The following is an 18109-nucleotide window of genomic DNA, read 5'->3' on the forward strand; positions in this document are numbered from 1 at the left end:
TAAGATGAAAAGTTAGCTCAAAAGTATTTGAGTAAAAAATTTGTGTATGGTATATATATAACACGGTAAATCTAGCAAAAAGCCGTAGTTTTTATAGCAGAGGTATGGGTCGGTGGGCATAGTAGTTGAGAATGTATCCAAAAACTTTGGAAGTTTCAAAGCGGTTGATCAGGTTGATCTCACAGTCAAGAGTGGATCATTAGTGGCGTTATTAGGGCCATCAGGATCTGGCAAATCTACTTTGCTACGGCTAATTGCCGGGTTAGAAATGCCAGATAGTGGCAAAATTTTTCTCACAGGTAAAGATTCTACTTATCAAAGCGTACAAGAGCGAAATATTGGGTTTGTCTTTCAGCACTATGCGTTGTTTAAGCATATGACTGTGCGGCAAAACATTGCTTTTGGCTTAGAAATTCGCAAAGCGCCAGCCAAGAAGATTAAAGGACGGGTAGAACAATTACTTGAGCTAGTACAATTGAGTGGGCTAGGCGATCGCTATCCTTCACAATTGTCTGGTGGTCAAAGACAACGGGTTGCTTTAGCTAGGGCGTTAGCTGTAGAACCGGAAGTATTGTTATTGGATGAACCTTTTGGCGCATTAGATGCCAAAGTTCGTAAAGATTTACGGGCATGGTTACGCCGCCTCCATGATGAAGTTCATGTTACCACTGTTTTCGTTACTCACGACCAAGAAGAAGCAATGGAAGTGTCGGATGAAGTTGTAGTCATGAATAAAGGACGAGTGGAACAAATAGGTACACCAGCTGATATTTACGACAATCCCGCCTCAGCATTTGTCATGAGTTTTATCGGCCCGGTGAATGTCTTACCTAGCACCTCCAGAATTTTTCAAAGTGCTGGGTTCGATGCACCACACCCAGAAGTATTTTTGCGTCCCCAAGATGTGCTGATTGAAAAGCAAGCCAACGGCGCGACTACATCTGCTAAAGTCAGTCGCTTGATCCATTTAGGTTGGGAAATTCAAGTAGAATTAACTTTAGACGATGGACAAGTGGTAACAGCCCATCTCACACGCGATCGCTTCAACGAATTGCAGTTAGAACCACAACAACGGGTTTACGTAAAACCCAAAGATGCGAAATCTTTTCCCGTGTATTACTCAATCTAGGGTTAATCAGAGCAGCTATTCTACATCAAACTTGCATATTTACTAGTGTTGAGCGTTGATTGTTAACAGTCAACGCTCAACACTTAACTGCCAACCCAAAAAACTAGAACCTATCATTTATATTTCTTTATATTTGTATACGTATATACTTATTATTCTTAATAAGTGTCTAAAATTCTGAGGCACAAAGCCGCTAAACTTCAAGCTACAGTGTTCAATTTCTTAAACTTGCCTACAATAAAGTCGTAATGACCTCTACCCAATGGTAGAATTTTTTATCGAAAAATACAGGCATAACTATTGAATACTGAAATAAAAACATGAATAAAAAAATACACATAAAATTAGGTAATCATGAAAACAGAGCGAATCTTTACTAGCTATAAGTAAATATACTGCTAACTTGATATTAAGCAGTTAACAAGCTGTCAATGCAGTGGCATCAACTTAATAATACAAAAAGTTAAATTGTAACTATTAAAACTTTTTGTTGACTAAAATCACATAAATATGTAACATCTATAACCTTTTCTTAAATTACAAAAAACTAAAGAGAGTCAAATCTCGAACATTGTCGCTCAAATACCAACTTCCTTGTTTTGTAAGCAAAGTTTTTGTACAGATGTTGTCAGCAAAACTGACCTGAAATCAGCCGTTGATGGATGTGAGCATATTTGTGAGTTATTAGTTAAGTCCGACAACTACAGAACATAAAGAAATTATTATCGCTGTTTGGCTTCATGAAATCTTATCAATTGCTACAAGCAAACCTAGTAAAAACCGATAAAACTTCAAAGAAATAAAAGTTACTTTGGTTCTATGATTTAAGATCTCAACCTATATCTATTCAAAAGCTCTATTAATTACACCCTAAGCAAAAATAAAAGGTAAAAAGATGAAGATAATTGCATGTTTGTCTAGGTCATTTGCTCTGCAATTTCTAGCGTTGGCTGCAATATCTAGTGTGACAGCATTAAACAACAATTCCCTCCGCGCCTACGCACAAGAAACTCCTACAAATACCCAAACAACAACACAGCGGATTTGCTCTTTAGATCCTGTTGAAGATTTATTACCACCACCACAAGCAAAAACTAGTAATTCTCTATTGTCATACCTGGCACAGGAAGGTTTTACTCAAAGCAAAGATGGTTCGTGGGTATGCTATGTGAACGACCCTAAAAAAGAAGGGCGTTACTATACTTTGTTTAAAGTTCAAGAGCTAAATGGCAAGCTGATTGGCAGTTCTTTTTTAGACGGTGGAACCTTGATTGAAGGTCAAGAAAACCGCACCCTAGACTTTTTTATGAAACTCGTAGAGCATCATCTAGATGGAGATCAAGAAAATCGCCAAAGCATACGTAGATATTTAGAATCTTTTATATCTTTAGTCAAACAAGGAAAAATCAAAGCTTCCCGTCGTGGGTTTCTCTTCGACCAACCCCAACGTGCTTTAGTTATATACCATACCCTCGGTGCAGGAGAACTCAAAGGGACAGCAATTACTCTCAATATTCAAATACCTAATAAAGTCAATTTCAACTCCACAAAGAGTGGAATCCTAACTTCTGTGAGGGAGAATATCTAACCCAATCAAAAATGATACCCATTGTTTAATTGCGTGTGAGTAGTGTTTATTTTATTGACCAGGAGATGTATCTTGCTAAAATCAACTGTCAAAAGCATTGCGGTTTTGTTAACGTCTTTGGCAGTAGTAGTATCTGTTTGCCAGTCTGCTAACGCACAACTAAACGTAGGACAGCGCAAAGTACAAAGAGGGCTGGAGCGCGAGTATCTCCAGTATCAACTTGAAAACCGTAATCTGAGCGATGCACTAGTTATTCCTGGATGTATTGTAGGTAGTGGTACTGGCTGTAATAAAACTGGAACAGTCCTACAAAAATTACTGGAAATTAATGGTGGCCCTAGTTACTACGACTTAGCAATTCGAGCAGCAGGGGGGCAACAAAATTTCAAAGCTTTTTCTACTTTTTACGGTAATAATGACAAACTTTTAGAAATACCTTTCGCCTCGTTTTGGAAAAAGCAATCTCCATCAATTGTCGATGGTTATCAATACGTACTAGGTCAGTCTGTAAGCCGCAGTCCTGTTCCTGGTTTGGGAGCAGTTACTAAGAACTTTACTTGGTCGCCAATCTCCAGAGGTGATAACTCCCTCAGTCCTCGCCAAGGGTTACTGGATTTTAAGTACGCTTTCGGTCATGAACTCTTAGTTGAGGTTTCCAAAATCCCCAATTTAGAACAGCAAATTCGTGGGTTAGATCTGCCACCTGACATGACGCAGTTTTATTTGAATAACCTCTCGCGTGGGTTAAATGCGTTGAAGGCAGGAAATGATCAGGCTCTACAAGAGAGCATCTTAAGAATAGTTTCCTTTCCATACTCATCGGCATCTACAACCGAGGGCGACTACGGAAGGGTGCCTCTGGGCGTACCACAAGAGTTCAACAATATCGAAGGTATACCAATAGCTGGAGAAGAACTAAGTCCAGATATAGCTCTGTTAGATGGAGAGTCATTACTTCTAGAGCCGGATACTGCCATTGCTTTAGATGTTGGCACTGTAGGTGGAGCTGCTTTTAACCCTTTGTATTTAACTCCCTCGCTTTTACTCCTATTACTACTACTAGGCGGGGATGGTGGTAGTTCCTCTCGTGCAGTGACAATTCCTCCGGTTGCTCCACCAGTTCAAGTTTCTCCAGGTGTAACCCCAACCCCAACACCAACACCAACCCCAACACCAACCCCAACACCAACCCCAACCCCGCCACAAAGAATAGATGAACCGTCAACACTGATTGGCATACTATTACTAACACCTGTATTGTGTATACTCATCTATAAAAAACGCTCGGCCAAAATCAGCAGTTATGTTAAATAGCTGCTTGTATAGTCTGTGATAATGTTCCTTTTCGTTTTAATAAAAAATCCCTCGGTAGCTTGCCGAGGGATAATATTGATTTAGTACTTTTCACCTAAAAATATCCCACTTCCATAGAATACCTATTCGTTTTAATATGAGTGTGCCAAAATGCCAAATTTTGAAATTTGGACGAGGCAAGAACTCAAAATACTTAAATTATTATGACCAAGCTAATTGAATACGAAGAAGCAAGCGACGAAGTACGAGCAGTCTATGATGATATTCGTGCTACACGCCAAACAGATTACATTAACAACTTTTGGAAAGCTTTAGCTAATCATCCTCCCACTCTGCAACGCACTTGGCAGACACTTAAGGAAGTGATGACTGGCCCTGGTGAACTCGACCCACTGGTACGCGAGTTGATTTACATTGCTGTGAGCGTGACAAATAACTGTGATTACTGCATATCTTCTCATACAGCTGCTGCCCGCGCTAAGGGTATGAACGAAGCTATGTTTGGTGAACTGATAGCAATTATTGGCACGGCAAATATGACTAATCGCTTGGCTAATGGTTACAAAATTCCGGTAGATGAGCAATTTAAGTCATAACTAGGCTCATGTTATGCTTTCTCTAGGTCTAGGAAAAAAACTATGACTGCTATAGTAAAAGAACTTCTAAATACATTTGACCGCTTGACAGATTCAGAGCGGTTGGAGTTGGTATTAGAAATTTTAAAGCGGACAGTTGATTTGGAATTTCCGCCATTATCTGATGAAGATTTAGTTGTGAATGCTGAAGAACTTTTTCTAGAATTAGACGAACAAGAAGCCATGTATGAGTATTCCTGAGCGTGGTGAAGTTTGGCTAGTCGATTTGGGCTATGTAGCAAAAGTCAGACCATGCCTAGTCATCAGTATTCCTCCTCTAAATCAAGAGCGTGCGTTAGTAACTAGTAACGATAATTCCTCACACTACTAGTCGGCGCAGTTCCAGATTTGAAGTAGAAATTCAAGTTAACTTTCTTAGATCTGGGGTATTTGATGTACAAAACATCATTACAATTCCTCATGCAAAGCTATTACGAAAATTAGGGGAATTAAACGCAGAACAGTTAGTGGAAGTAGAAGAAGTATTACTTTTTTGGTTGGGACTTAAGGAGGAAACTGCTGAGAATGAAGAGTGATAGTACTTTTTCGGTGATGTAACTTAAATGACTGGCAAAAATCATTTATGGCTACCTGCACCAACAGATTTAACTTTATTACCGAATGAAGTTCATGTCTGGCGAATTACTCTGGATATACCTAAGTCACAGCTAGAAAATCTAGCCGCAACTCTTTCTAGTGATGAACTCGCTCGTGCTAACCGATTTCGTTTTCAGGAACATTGCGATCGCTTTATTGCAGGTCGTGGTAGTTTGAGAAATATTTTAGGTCTTTACTTGGGTATTGAGCCGCGACAAGTACGATTTGATTATGAACCTCGCGGTAAACCGTTTTTAGCAGATACTTTAGCTAACAGTGGTTTATTGTTTAACTTGTCGCATTCTCAGGATTTGGCTTTGTGTGCAGTGAATTACACACGCAAAATTGGTATTGATTTGGAATATATACGATCGCTCTCTGATTTAGAAGCTCTTGCCGAAAGGTTCTTTTTACCGCGAGAATATGATTTAGTGCGATCGCTCCCTCGTGATCAACAACAAGAAGTATTTTTCCGCTATTGGACTTGCAAGGAAGCTTATCTAAAAGCTACAGGTGACGGAATATCGCAGTTAGAGCAAGCAGAAATAGCCCTCACACCTACACAAGGTGCTAAATTGCTCACATCTGAAGACTGGAGTCTTGTGGAATTTACACCTGCTGAGAATTATCGTGCGGCTGTGGCTGTAGGGGGTTCTGGCTGGGATATGAAGTGTTGGCAATTCACAGGAATTTTTTGAGGAATTATTATTTATTTTCCTGCATACTTCTGACAATTTTTGGTAATACCTTTCTCGGTACAAACCTGACAATTTTAGCTAAGAATTTATTCATCAAACCAGGAATCACAAGGGTTTTACCTTCTATTAAAGCATCGTAACCAATTTGAGCTACAGTTTTTGCATCCATCATTTTCTTACGCTTCACCAGATGGGAATCTGCCATACCAGTTCTTTCGTGAAAAGCTGAGGCTGTTGTACCTGGACAAAGTACTGTAACAGTAACACCTGTACCTTCTAATTCATTAGCGATCGCCAAGGACAAAGATAATACATAAGCTTTGGTAGCAAAGTAAACAGCCATTAAAGGCCCTGGTTGAAAAGCAGCCGTTGATGCTACATTCAATATTTTGCCTTCACCTTGTTTGAGCATATCTTTCAGGAATAATTTAGTTAAATGAGTGAGACATACTAAATTAACCTGGAGCATTTCTAGTTCAGCATTCAAGCTTGTTTCGCTGAATAATCCATAAGTACCAAATCCAGCATTATTGACTAGCACATCAACTTGAATACTTGCTTGTTGCAATTCTCTAAAAATTTCCTCTGGCGCTGTTGATATGGCTAAATCTTTGACAATATTTTTAACGGTAATCGGTGATTCTTGTTGAAATTTTTCTGAAACTTCTGTAAGTCTGACTGCATTTCTATCTACTAATACCAGATTATAATTGTTATGAGCAAAAATACAGGCTAACTCATAACCAATTCCACTGGCAGCCCCAGTAATTAGAGCAGTTTTTTTGCTCTTTGTTTGGTTTGTTGTGTTCATATTAGAAAATTCGTGAATTCAAGTTGACTATTTTGTCATGGAGTTACAAAGGTTTTTATTTAATAACAATTCAATAATTTTGACAAATGAAACTCTAGGAATACTTTAGATATTGCTTTAAAGAATCAAAGCAATACAGTTATCTCAACTTAAGAAATAAATATCCTAAAGCTTGGTCAAAATTAGTTGCAATTAAATTTTATAACTGATAAATAAGTGAGCAATTACTCACATAATATAAATGAAATTTTACGCCGAACAATTACTATCTTATATACAACTAACTAATTGATATGTCAGATATGAACGTTTATCAATAAAACCTGACCTTATCAAGCACATTGTTATACTAGAAATGATGGGCTTTTTTGTATAGAATATATTGTGCGATCGCTCTGCTTCTAGCGATCAGTTACAATTTAATAAATTATTATCAATAATTACAGTATTTATAAATGTCAGATTTAACCGATGCTTTAGAACGCCTTACTTATTATTTCTATAGCTCTTTTGAACAAAGCGATGTAATTTTGAATCCAGGAATAACCATAACCCAAATAGAAGAAATTACTAACTGTTTACCCTTTTATCTACCTCAAGAAATATACGAATTGTACTCTTGGAGTAATGGGGCTTATTTTGCTGGCTATAAAGCATTTGGTGGATTGTATTTTCTATCTTTAGAAGAAGCAATTGAAAGCTATTGCAAAACCATAGAAGCAGCGAAAAAGCAAGCAATAACATCAGGGAGAGATAGTTCTGACACTTGGTGGAATAAATTTTGGTTTCCTATATTTAATATTGAAGAAGGATGTTATTTTATTAGATGCAGTGAAGAACAGAAACAATCTTCTCCTGTATTTTTATATGATTACAAAGATTGGGATGATATTAGACCTAAGTATAAATATACTAATTTGGCTAACATGATTAAAACAATTGTCGAGTGTTATCAAGAAGGTGCTTATCAATTTTGTGAAGGCGAATATGGACAATATATAGAGAAAGATTATGAAAAAGAAGAATCTATTCGTCTGAAATATAACCCAGACGCACGTGGCACTTATTACGATGTGGTATTAGGAGAAACTTTCTACCTACCTGGCTATTAAATAAAAAATCATTTTAGAGATGTTGCAATTTAATACCTTGAAAAACGAGATCCCCGACTTATTTAAGAAGTCGGGGATCTGAACCTCTAGATTCTCATGAATTTACAAAGCGATGCTTAAAAAACCGCTTTCGATTAGATAAGCTGTGTAGGTCATAAACAACTTAGAATCGATTGGTGGACAGGAAATAGAACTACCAGCTAACGCTTTTACGGTTGCTTCACAGCTAATTGTTGGTCTTCTAGCTTGCAGATACAAATCGGGAATTGTTACTTGTTCTTCAGACCAACGTTCTAACAAGAATGGGCGCAGAGTATATAAAGGATTATCTGGTGAAGCAGCATTTTTAATTAACTCTGCTTGCCATTCATCGTAGGGTAGCATTTGCACGGGATAACCAAAAGAACTAACCCAATCAACTAATACTTTTAAAGAAACAGGGTTGGGATGTTGTAAGTGGAAAGCTTTACCTATCGATTCTGGCTGCATTGACAGATAGACGATCGCTTTACTTACATAGTCTACAGGAGACATATCCAACATATACTCTACATCTGGGAAGCTACCCATTTGTAGACAACCCTTCACCATTAAGTTGATGAAGTCGTGGGTGTTACCAATACCTGTATTGCTGTCTCCAGCAATTAATGGTGGTCTGTGGATTGTAACAGGTAAACCGCGATCGCTGGCAATTTTCACCAACTTCTCAGCCACCCATTTGGTTTGGGAGTAACCGAGGAAAATACCTTCCCAGTGGCTAAAATCATCATCTTCTTTCACCACCTTACCCGCGTAATAAGGTGATTCAAATACAGCCACACTGGAAACGTAATGTACAGGCTTGACTTTGATTTGACAAGCCAAGCGCAATATTTCTTGAGTACCTAAAACATTCGCTGCTTTCAGTGCTGAGTAGGGATAAACGTAGTTCAACAAAGCACCACTGTGATAAATGGTGTCAATGTTGGTCGCTAACGCTTGGAATAGTTCTGCACCAAGTCCTAACATTGGTTGCGACAAATCACCAATGACAGGAATAATGCGAGGATCTAACTCATCCTGACCAATTCCATACTGTTCCAGATTCTTTTGTAGCTTGTTTTTACCTTCCTGGAGGCTGCTGGCGCGTACCAAGCAATACAATTCTGCGTCGGTTTGTTCTAGCAATTCCCGGATGATGAACGCGCCTAAAAAGCCAGTGGAACCTGTCAAGAAGATTTTCTTGGGTTTGTCTATAGAGGTGTAAACAGCACCACCAGGATGAATTGTGGGGTCAAGGACTACTTCAGCTTGTAAATCGAGAGTGGGGATATCAGCGATCGCATTACTACTTGTTTGCTTTACAATCCCTGTATCTTGCACATCAGATTGTTCTGCTAATTCCTCAGCTAATCGCTCTGATAAAGATGCAATATTGGGATAATGCCACAACAACAAAGGAGATGGTTGAAAACCCAGCAATTCCTCTAATTTACTTACCAGAGTCATCGCTTGCGCTGAGTCTAAACCGTAGTTTTCTAAATTTTCGTGGATGTCAACTTCGTCAGTTTCTACACCCAGTAACTCAGCCAGGTGAGACACCATCCACGCTTGAATATCTGCTGCGCTATAAGACATTGTTACCTCTTGAATTATTGACAAACTTCTGGACGATACTGAGTGTAGTAATCGGGTATTTGCACACCTTGAATTTTTAAATTTTGGATACGATATAAAAATGCTGCGCCCTTCATAATCTGGTCAGCAACATCTACAACTCGGCGATTTTGAGGTTCAGCTAAATAAGAACCACGCACCCAGTCATTAAAACCACCCATCGCCGGGCCGCACCAAATTTGATAATCAACTTCTCGACCTTTTTCACCAGCAGTAGACCAACGAGAAGATAAGCCTAAATACCAACGGAAAATCAAAGCCATCTTCAACTTAGGATTATTCACAGCTTTACCCAATTTTTCAGGATTTTTCTGTGATAAATAAGCAGCCGTTCCTTCCCAAGCTTCAGCAATAGTTTTCCGAAAAACTTGTTTTTCTAACTTCTCTCTTTCTGCCGCAGGGATTTCTTCAATTGAGTTATAAGTGCGGTACAATTCATACAATTTTTGCGCTCGCATCGGGAACATCGTACCCCGTTTCAGTACTTGTACCTTCACACCCATTTCAAACATATCGCCTGCGGGAGCCATAGTAACATCAGCCATTTCCGCCTGAGCTAATAGTTTTTTAGTATGCTCACAAGCACCAGATTCAACACAAGCTTGATTAACTGAACCTGTAACTACATAAGCAGCACCCATCATAAAAGCTGCTAAAGCTGATTCTGGGGTAGCAATTCCACCTGCTGCACCAACTCTAATTGGTTGAGGATAATGATATTGAGCTTGAATTTCATCCTTTAAAGCAATTAGTGAAGGAAGCAAACAAATCAATGGACGATTATCAGTATGTCCGCCAGAATCAGCTTCCACAGTAATATCATCAGCCATTGGCACTTTTTCAGCCAATCTTGCTTGTAATTCAGTAATTAATCCTTGTTCAACTAATTCTTTTACAAGTTTAGCTGGTGCTGGCTGCATAAATTTACTCGCAACTTCGCGGCGAGAAATTTTAGCGATGACCTTATTTTTGATTTCAATTTGATTAGCAGCATTTAAACTTAATCCAGCAACACGGTAATAAACAATGTTGGGTGTTAAATCTAAAAATGCTGAAGCTTCTACAACTTTCACCCCATATTTTAAATATAAATCCACAGCCCGACGTTCAATCGCCATATCATTAGGGCTGTGAATTAAATTAAAAGAATAAGGGCCATTGGGTAAAGCTTGTTGAATTTGTTGAATTGCTGATTCTATTCTTTCTGGGGGTAAACCACCTGCACCAAATGAACCTAAAATTTTCTCTTTTCCTAAAGCAATGACCAGTTCTTCGGAAGCGATACCACCAGCCATTGCGCCAGTCATATAGGCATATTTCACGCCATAATAAGAAAGAAAATTAGGGTCGCCTAACTGTTGTAGAGAAATTGGTGCAATTGAACTTATTAATTCTACTTGCAAAGTTGTGCCATTTTCAACAGGATATAAATATCCTTCATTAGTGACACCAACCTTACCTGCAATTCTGACAATATAGCAAGGTTTATCTAATAGCAGTAATTTATGTTTGATAGCTTGCTGTTCAAAAGATATTGTTTCTAAATTACCTTTCCAAACAAGATTATGATTGTAGGTATAGGCGGGAAATCTTAAGCCATTATCTTGAGTGCTGAGTGGCATATCGAAGGTAGTCACAGTAGTTATCCCTCGGATCGTTAACTATTTGATTACTAACTGTTCATTTAGCAAAAGTCTGATATCTTGTGAATCTTAAAATAGACTTGTTGCAAATCTTTGCGCCTTTGCGTGAGAATTAAAAATCTAGGAAAGGTCTAAGAATAAAGTGTTAAATCTTTATCCTTAAACCATGAGGTAACGTGCATTCAAGCTTATTCTTTGAGCAAATCTTCAGCGCAAACTAATTGCAATTGAATAATTTCACGCATCTGCTTGCTAAAATCTTGCCGCGCTTGTAAGAAAGCTGTATGTGCTTGAGTTATCCGAGCATTATTAGCGTTCAGTTTTTGACAGTGAGAGGTATTTAACTCCAGCATTCTGATTAGGGTATCTAAATCTTGATTGGTAGCAGATGCTTGTGTCTGTGTGGCGATTAACTCAGAAGATTCTACTTTTTCTTCTGCTGCAAAACCGTGTTCAATGATATTTTTCATTGAAACTTCGGTATTTTGAGTCAAAATATCATTGCCTAAGATTTTATGAGTATCTTGCAGCGATTTGATGATATCAATTTCATCTGGCAATGGTATATTTGAATGCAGATTTTCTGCTTGAATACCTTTCGCTTTCCCTGGCAAATATTGGAAAAGTTTGCGGTTTTCTTCTGTCAAAATACTGGCGGTGATTGATTTACCACCAACGGTCACAGTGCGTAAGGTGGCTTTATTTTGTTTAGGTGCAGGTGTGAGATTATAGAGTGGTGATAAATCTACAGCTACGCGATGGCTGAGAAGTTTTGCTAGTGCTTTGACAATAGTAGTGTGGTCATCCATACCCCGACGATTGAGGGATACGGTGATGTGGTCTTTATCTTCGAGAATTTTATCAATCCAACGAGAACAGACACCACCAGCACCAGCTTCGATAAAGATTCTCGCGCCATCGTCGTGGAGGCGGTTAACTAGGCGAGGGAAGTCTAATTGTTGGCAAAGTCCGGTGGCGATGCTGCGAGCGATCGCACCACTCTCTAGTACAATAGGCTGATATTCAGCCGCAGAATAGAAGGTGACACCTGCTAAATTCTGGGATGGTAGAGTATTTAATTTAACTAACTCCCCATACTCCGATCGCATCGTTTCACAGTGGATAACGTGATCGAAAGGAGCCACGAAAGAATTACAACCCAAAGCGGCAATAACTCGCTTACACGCGGCTGGCTCACCAGCAATTAAGACTTCTTCCGGTGTATTAATTTGTGTGAGATAAACTTGTGGCTCGTTCTTGATAGCTTCTTGTACCTGTTCAGGACTCGCCATCAAAACGAAGTTACCCCAAAAGTTCTTGTCTGAATTATCTGCGTTTGGTAAACCCCAAAATTCGCGCACCGCATTTTTTGGGCCAGATAACCTATTCCCAAACAACGCCGAGGAGTTGAAAGAGTTACTACCTTGGAAGAAATCATTCCAAATACCTTGCGCTACCATCATGCTTGTTTCACCCAAGCTGTAACCGAATACATACTTCGGCTTGAGTTGAAAGTCATCACAAATAACTGTGGTGAGCAGTCTGGTAAAGAACATTTCCGCTTCAAACATTGCTAGGGAATCATCTAGCAATTGCTTTTCTAGAGTCTCTAGCTGTCTGAGGGATAACTTACTCAAACTTCTGGGAAAAACTCGTAGTTCTACATCCGCTACCCGCTTGTTTAGACTCTTCACCATGTAGTCGTTGAAGATTCTAGGGAATAGGCGGAAGAGATTTCTACCCATACCGACGTATGAATTCACTGCCGCCGGATACACATAGGCAATTTCGCCATGCTTTCCAAGAGGTTTCGGTGTGAAATAACTACCTATAGGTGTTTGCCAGTCTGTACCTTTTTCAAACGCTGTTTTAACACCTTTACGCGCTGACTCTATTTCTTTGAGGAGTTCTTTTTTGTTCCGTCCGTTAATGGCTATGGCGTATTGCGCCTGGGAGTTGGCTTTGTATACAGCAAAGGCTTGACTCGCACATTCTGATAAAGAAGAACTAGCTTCAATGCTCTTTTGCAAACTATTTAGAGCCGCAAAAATACTCTCCCTGTCGTTAGCAGTTATCGGGAACAGATGATATGGCATTTGTTCTAGATATCGGCTAGGGCGTTCTTCTTGGGTGGGGTCTTCTGAAATAATCACATGAGCAAAAGTCCCATCACAACCAAGACCGTTAATTGCTGCTATCCGACGGTCAGAGTCTTTACCCAAGAACCAAGGACGAGATTCTGTAGCGACATAAAAAGGACTACCTTCCCATTGTTGTGGTGCTTTCACACCAGACCAGTTAGGCGTACCAGGAATGTAGCGGTAGTAAAGACACAACGCTGTTTTGATTAAGCTGGCAATTCCCGATGCTACTTGAGTGTGTCCGATATTGGCTTTGACGCTACCAATAGCACAGTGCAAACCATGACCTACTGATGGGTATGCTTGCAATAAACCTGTAATTTCGGTTTCGTCTTCTTGGGGAATACCACTGGCGCAAACCTCTACATATTTCACCTGAGAAGGTTGTACACCTGCACTATGGAAGGCTTCGTTAGCTGAATTGACAAGAGATTGTCCGATACTGATAGCATCAATGGTGGCATAAACGCGATCGCCATTCTCTTGTGCCACATCATAGCGTTTGAGAACAACTACACCAGCACCTTCACCCACATTCCAACCGTTGGCTTTTTGGTCATAACTCAAAGTATTGACACCAGTATTTATTTTGGCTGTTTGATTGCGTAACAACACATTCTCTACACCACCAGCTAAATCAACAGCACCAACAATGGCTGCGTCTGCTTCGCCAGTCATCAATAGCATTTGCGCTACTTCCAAAGCTTTGAACGCCGAAGTCTCTACAGCCGTGAGGGTGAAAGCAGGCCCGGTAAAGTTCCACAGCGAAGAAATACGACTCGCCATGATGTTGGCGATATAGCTTAAATACTCACCAATTTCTACTTGTTGGTGAACGCTATCTTTAACGATGGTTTCTAATTGAGCAATCTTTTCCGATGGTAAGGTGATTTCCGCCGCGTTCAGACCATCTTTGACTTGCCAAGACAAATCCCATCTTTGTTGTAGCTGGTGGACAGATAACTCTGTTTCAGCTGCAATAATTACCGCGACATTACCACCTTCGGGTAGGTTTGCATCTTTGATGGCGCGTTCTGCAACCTTCAGCAGTAATAGTTGTTGGGGGTTGAGTTTTTCGACTTCGTTGGGAGGAATTTTATAGGCTAAAGTGTCAATTTCAAAGTCTTTGATATATGCTCCGACGGGGGGTTTGCCTTCAGTTAAACCGTAGTCTTGGAGTAAGTCTTTTTCGGTGTCAATGCCATACCATCTTTTTTCGGGTAGAGGTATGAAATGTTGTTTGCCGTCATAAATACTGCGTTCAAAAGCGTCTAAGTTATGGCATTCGCCAAAGAAGGCATCCATGCCAATAATGGCAATCTTGTTTTTATTATCTTGTGTCATTACTGAGTACCTAAACAGATATTTTTTTGTCTCGCGCAAAGGCGCAAAGCGCGCAAAGAGAAGAGAAATAACTTTGTAGACTCATGCAAAAATCTCTTTACTTTGTGTCCTTTGCGTCCTTCGCGGTTTTTTCCAAAATAATGTGTGAGTTAGTTCCACCAAACCCAAAGGCACTTAAGGCTACACGTTTAGTTGAATTATTGTTAGGCCAAAGTATTGTTGTTTTGACTATGTTTTTGGGTGAAATGACTGTATTTTCTGTACCTATGGGTTCGTCAACATTAATAGTGGGTGGAATCACACCATGATTCATGCTGTAAATTGCTTTGGTTAAGCCAACCATTCCAGCACCTACTAATAAATGTCCGACGTTTGATTTAGCAGAACCAACTAATGGTGATGCTTGATGTTCACCAAAAAAGCTTTCTACAGAATTACATTCGGTGGTATCACCTAAGAGTGTGCCTGTGGCGTGACACTCTAGATAATCAATGTCTTTGGGGCTGAGTTGGGCTTCTTGATAAGCTCGTTCGTAAGCTAGGATTTGTCCTTTAGCGTTGGGGCTGAGTAGGTGTTTGCCTCTACCATCGTTGGAGAGTCCATTACCGCAAACAGTAGCGAGGATATTATCGCCATCTTTGACAGCATCACTGTAGCGTTTAAGAACTACCATACCGATGCCTTCGGAGGTAATTAAGCCGCGTGATGCTTTATCTAGAGGGCGGCTAATACCGTTTTCTGGATATCCTTGAATACCAGAAAAGAGCATTCTTAAAAATAGAGGGTCAGAACAACTAATTGCACCAGCCAGCATTAAGTCGGCTTTGCGTGTCTGTAGGTAATGCGATGCTAGTTTGATGGAGTAAAAGGCTGAGGAACAAGCAGCATCTATACAGAAATGAGTGCCTGATAGTGAGAGAGATTGAGCGATGAGGGCGGCTGGTAAACCAGAGATCATCGCGTTGTAGGGTGATGGTTTGCTGGTTGGGGGGATGGCTGCTAAATGGAAATCTTGGTCTTGGAGAAGTTGCGCGATCGCACCATCAATTGTGCGGCGATAAATGGGGGATAATAATTGATTGGAAAGTTTTGTTGGTAGAGATAAAGTTCCTAAAATTACGCCGCATTTGGCGAGGGCTTGTTGATTACCTAAATAGCCACTATGTTGTACTGCTTGTTTAGCTGCGTAGAGTGACCATTTAAAGGTGTTATCTAAGCTATTGACTAAGGTTGGTGGTAAATTATATTCGCTGGAATCGAATTGAAAGTTGCGAATAAATCCACCTTTGAGGAAGTAAATTTTTTCCGGTTTGCCTTTAGCAGAGTCGTAAAATATTGTGGGATCAACGCCAATTTCGGCGAGTGTAACTTCTGAGGTTGAGTTTTTTTGTTCGGTGATATTCTGCCAAAATTGTTCGGGATTATTCGCGTCAGGAAATAGGCAGGATATACCGATGATGGCTATTTTTTCCACTGTTGTTGTCCTCGTTGGGGTGGGCTTTTGGATTTACGGTGTTCCCCGGAGTGGAAATTTGTTTCGCGCAAAGGCGCAAAGACGCAAAGAAAGAGTATTACTATTGCTATTTTAAACGCAGAGTTACGCGGAGGATGGTCGGCGTTGGTCTGCGTTTATCTGCTGTTATTTATTCATCATTCTCATAGGCCAAATGACTGCTTTGGCTCCAAGGATGCGGGAGTATATTTTACCTTCGCGGTCGTGGATGTAATAGTCGGCGGTTACGCCTGTCGCTGTTTTTGCTTTAACTTCGCAGGAAACGTAGAAGATTTCATCGCAAGGTAAGGCGCGGAATTGTTCGGAGTGGGTTAGTTGTCCTGGTAAGCAAATTTCTTGATGGAAATGGTTGAGCCAAATCCATAGGGGTTGTGTGCTTAAATCGTTGCAGTATGGGTTATGCCAATTGATAGGAAATTGTCCTTGTTTTTGAGCAGAAATTGAAGCCCAATAGCATTCGGTGGTGATTTTTTCAGGAGTAATGTTGATGACTCTGGTAATTTTTTGAAATGCTGGGCCGTGGAATAATGAGGAGCTATCTTTTTGATAAAAGTCTGTGCCAGTGGCGGTGATGATGTTATCTTCTGTGAGGTTTACTGATTCGTAAACTGGGGCTTCTGGCATTTTCCGCACAATTTTGATTTGGGCGCGGAAGTGATAATGGGTTTTGCCTTCGGGTGTTTTACTTAAGATTGTGGTTTGTAATTCGACAAATTCTGATTCTTTTTTGGCGAGTTCTTGGATTTCGAGAATGTGTTCGCTGACGTTGGAGTTAGCAAAGGTAATTCCTTTGAGAACTTTGAATTCTTTACAACTTAAATAGCGATAACCTGGATGTAATTCTTCACAAGCATTAATCATCCAAGACATGGCGCAGGTTGCTGGTAATACGGGGGAACCAGCGATGACATGATCATATAAGAAGGGATTTGCTTCTAATACAATGCGGCGACGAATGCGGTAGCTTTTGAGTTCTGCATCTAAGGGTGCGGGTGGGCGAATTGTGGGGCTACCAATGACAACTTGTGTAGAGTCATGGTGTGCAGGATGCAGTTCATTAACTAACATTTGTGCGCCGATATCTACGGGGATAATATCAATTCCCCGCTCAGCAAAGGCTTTTTTGAGTTCTGGTGTCACCATCCCGCTATCCCAACCGCCCCAGTTGATTGCAACTACGTGACAATTGGGATGATTTTGTTTGAATAGATGCGCTGATTTATTGAGAATTTCGTTAGCGATCGCATAATCCGATTGCCCAATATTCCCATAAAATCCAGTTACGGAGGAGAACAATACTAACTGTTCTAGTTGGTTGGGGTTAACGCAATTCAGTAGATTTTCTAAACCTTGAACTTTAGCTGTATAAACTTTTTCAAAGTCTTGGTCTGTTTTCTTTTCAATTAATTTATCGGCTAAGTTACCAGCACCATGAATAATGCCAGTAATTGCGCCAGTACGTGCAACTGTGGCTGCTAGTTTTTGTTGTAATTCAGCAACATTTGTCACATCAGCACTCAGATATTCAACTTTTGCGCCTGTGGCTCTAATTTCTGCTATTGTCTGTTTAATTTCTCGGCTGGAAGCAATTTTGTTATATATTTTCTGCACACTCATGGGTGTAGGTTTCTCACCTTGAGTGAGAAGATTTTCCATGATGCGTTTTTTTAATGCAGCATCTTCAAAACAATCTTTGGCGAAGTCTGGTTCGTTTTCTAAAATTTCGGAACGACCGAGAAGAATAAATGTACAAGGTTGTTGTTGTGCAAGTTTTTTAACACAGAGGGAGGTGATTCCTTTCGCACCACCACTGACGAGAAATACTGATGAGGAACGAACCTGAGTTGCTGTTGTCATATTTATTTTGAAGTTGAGAATTTATTTAAACGAACCGCAAAGGGCGCGAAGGACACAAAGAGATAAGAGTT

Annotated in this window: 15 protein-coding genes; 9 read left to right on the forward strand and 6 right to left on the reverse strand. The window is 40.0% G+C overall.

The genetic code is table 11. The annotated features are described in order from the left end of the window. Positions 1-112 precede the first annotated feature (112 nt). From ACMX3D_RS01920 to hetI, 8 genes are all read left to right on the forward strand, one after another. A complete protein-coding gene (locus tag ACMX3D_RS01920; RefSeq protein ID WP_482749809.1) occupies positions 113-1129 on the forward strand; it encodes a sulfate/molybdate ABC transporter ATP-binding protein in 1017 nt (338 codons plus the stop codon). An 895-nt stretch (positions 1130-2024) separates the two neighbouring features. Further along, on the forward strand, positions 2025-2717 hold the full coding sequence (locus ACMX3D_RS01925) for a hypothetical protein (RefSeq protein ID WP_482749810.1): 693 nt from the start codon (positions 2025-2027) through the stop codon (positions 2715-2717). A 72-nt stretch (positions 2718-2789) separates the two neighbouring features. Further along, complete coding sequence (locus ACMX3D_RS01930; protein ID WP_482749811.1) at positions 2790-4031, forward strand: hypothetical protein; 1242 nt, start codon at positions 2790-2792, stop codon at positions 4029-4031. A 203-nt stretch (positions 4032-4234) separates the two neighbouring features. Next, complete coding sequence (locus tag ACMX3D_RS01935) at positions 4235-4627, forward strand: carboxymuconolactone decarboxylase family protein (protein WP_482749812.1); 393 nt, start codon at positions 4235-4237, stop codon at positions 4625-4627. Positions 4628-4669: 42 nt separating this feature from the next. After that, positions 4670-4867 carry a hypothetical protein gene (locus tag ACMX3D_RS01940; protein ID WP_482749813.1) on the forward strand — a complete coding sequence of 66 codons (198 nt, stop codon included), beginning with the start codon at positions 4670-4672 and terminating at the stop codon, positions 4865-4867. Then, the gene (locus tag ACMX3D_RS01945; RefSeq protein ID WP_482749814.1) at positions 4854-4997 is read left to right on the forward strand and encodes a type II toxin-antitoxin system PemK/MazF family toxin; all 144 of its coding nucleotides are present in this window, start codon (positions 4854-4856) and stop codon (positions 4995-4997) included. Before ACMX3D_RS01940 ends, ACMX3D_RS01945 begins: the two co-directional genes overlap by 14 nt. A 28-nt stretch (positions 4998-5025) precedes the next feature. Further along, positions 5026-5202, forward strand: coding sequence for a hypothetical protein (locus tag ACMX3D_RS01950; protein ID WP_482752261.1), 177 nt, complete (start codon positions 5026-5028; stop codon positions 5200-5202). 27 nt (positions 5203-5229) lie between these two features. Continuing rightward, positions 5230-5961: a 4'-phosphopantetheinyl transferase HetI gene (hetI, locus tag ACMX3D_RS01955; RefSeq protein ID WP_482749815.1), complete on the forward strand. Its 732-nt coding sequence runs from the start codon at positions 5230-5232 to the stop codon at positions 5959-5961. Positions 5962-5968: 7 nt separating this feature from the next. Here hetI and ACMX3D_RS01960 read toward each other — a convergent pair whose 3' ends face one another. Next, entirely contained in the window at positions 5969-6772 is an 804-nt protein-coding gene (locus ACMX3D_RS01960) for an SDR family NAD(P)-dependent oxidoreductase (protein WP_482749816.1), read from the reverse strand. Positions 6773-7227: 455 nt separating this feature from the next. On the opposite strand from ACMX3D_RS01960, the gene ACMX3D_RS01965 reads away from it, so the two are divergent. Next, positions 7228-7884 (forward strand): SMI1/KNR4 family protein, encoded by a 657-nt coding sequence (locus ACMX3D_RS01965; protein WP_482749817.1) that lies wholly within the window; start codon positions 7228-7230, stop codon positions 7882-7884. A gap of 102 nt (positions 7885-7986) precedes the next feature. Here ACMX3D_RS01965 and ACMX3D_RS01970 read toward each other — a convergent pair whose 3' ends face one another. The 5 genes from ACMX3D_RS01970 to ACMX3D_RS01990 all read right to left on the reverse strand — a co-directional run bounded on the left by ACMX3D_RS01970 (position 7987) and on the right by ACMX3D_RS01990 (position 18038). Further along, on the reverse strand, positions 7987-9501 hold the full coding sequence (locus ACMX3D_RS01970; RefSeq protein ID WP_482749818.1) for a thioester reductase domain-containing protein: 1515 nt from the start codon (positions 9499-9501) through the stop codon (positions 7987-7989). Between the two features lie 14 nt (positions 9502-9515). Continuing rightward, positions 9516-11162 carry a PfaD family polyunsaturated fatty acid/polyketide biosynthesis protein gene (locus ACMX3D_RS01975; protein ID WP_482752262.1) on the reverse strand — a complete coding sequence of 549 codons (1647 nt, stop codon included), beginning with the start codon at positions 11160-11162 and terminating at the stop codon, positions 9516-9518. Positions 11163-11371: 209 nt separating this feature from the next. Then, a complete protein-coding gene (locus ACMX3D_RS01980; RefSeq protein WP_482749819.1) occupies positions 11372-14668 on the reverse strand; it encodes a PfaB family protein in 3297 nt (1098 codons plus the stop codon). Positions 14669-14765: 97 nt separating this feature from the next. Continuing rightward, positions 14766-16142, reverse strand: a complete 1377-nt coding sequence (locus ACMX3D_RS01985; RefSeq protein WP_482749820.1) for a beta-ketoacyl [acyl carrier protein] synthase domain-containing protein — start codon at positions 16140-16142, stop codon at positions 14766-14768. 165 nt (positions 16143-16307) lie between these two features. Next, a complete protein-coding gene (locus ACMX3D_RS01990) occupies positions 16308-18038 on the reverse strand; it encodes an SDR family NAD(P)-dependent oxidoreductase (protein WP_482749821.1) in 1731 nt (576 codons plus the stop codon). Positions 18039-18109: the final 71 nt, after the last annotated feature.

It is taken from the genome of Anabaena sp. TISTR 8404, from assembly GCF_056847745.1.

What these genes read in the sequence shown, in the direction of transcription:
- ACMX3D_RS01925 (WP_482749810.1), top strand. Translation starts at nt 2,025, where the DNA reads ATGAAGATAATTGCATGTTTGTCTAGGTCATTTGCTCTGCAATTTCTA.
- ACMX3D_RS01935 (WP_482749812.1), top strand. Translation starts at nt 4,235, where the DNA reads ATGACCAAGCTAATTGAATACGAAGAAGCAAGCGACGAAGTACGAGCA.
- ACMX3D_RS01940 (WP_482749813.1), top strand. Translation starts at nt 4,670, where the DNA reads ATGACTGCTATAGTAAAAGAACTTCTAAATACATTTGACCGCTTGACA.
- ACMX3D_RS01945 (WP_482749814.1), top strand. Translation starts at nt 4,854, where the DNA reads ATGAGTATTCCTGAGCGTGGTGAAGTTTGGCTAGTCGATTTGGGCTAT.
- hetI (WP_482749815.1), top strand. Translation starts at nt 5,230, where the DNA reads ATGACTGGCAAAAATCATTTATGGCTACCTGCACCAACAGATTTAACT.
- ACMX3D_RS01960 (WP_482749816.1), bottom strand. Translation starts at nt 6,772, where the DNA reads ATGAACACAACAAACCAAACAAAGAGCAAAAAAACTGCTCTAATTACT.
- ACMX3D_RS01965 (WP_482749817.1), top strand. Translation starts at nt 7,228, where the DNA reads ATGTCAGATTTAACCGATGCTTTAGAACGCCTTACTTATTATTTCTAT.
- ACMX3D_RS01970 (WP_482749818.1), bottom strand. Translation starts at nt 9,501, where the DNA reads ATGTCTTATAGCGCAGCAGATATTCAAGCGTGGATGGTGTCTCACCTG.
- ACMX3D_RS01975 (WP_482752262.1), bottom strand. Translation starts at nt 11,162, where the DNA reads ATGCCACTCAGCACTCAAGATAATGGCTTAAGATTTCCCGCCTATACC.
- ACMX3D_RS01980 (WP_482749819.1), bottom strand. Translation starts at nt 14,668, where the DNA reads ATGACACAAGATAATAAAAACAAGATTGCCATTATTGGCATGGATGCC.
- ACMX3D_RS01990 (WP_482749821.1), bottom strand. Translation starts at nt 18,038, where the DNA reads ATGACAACAGCAACTCAGGTTCGTTCCTCATCAGTATTTCTCGTCAGT.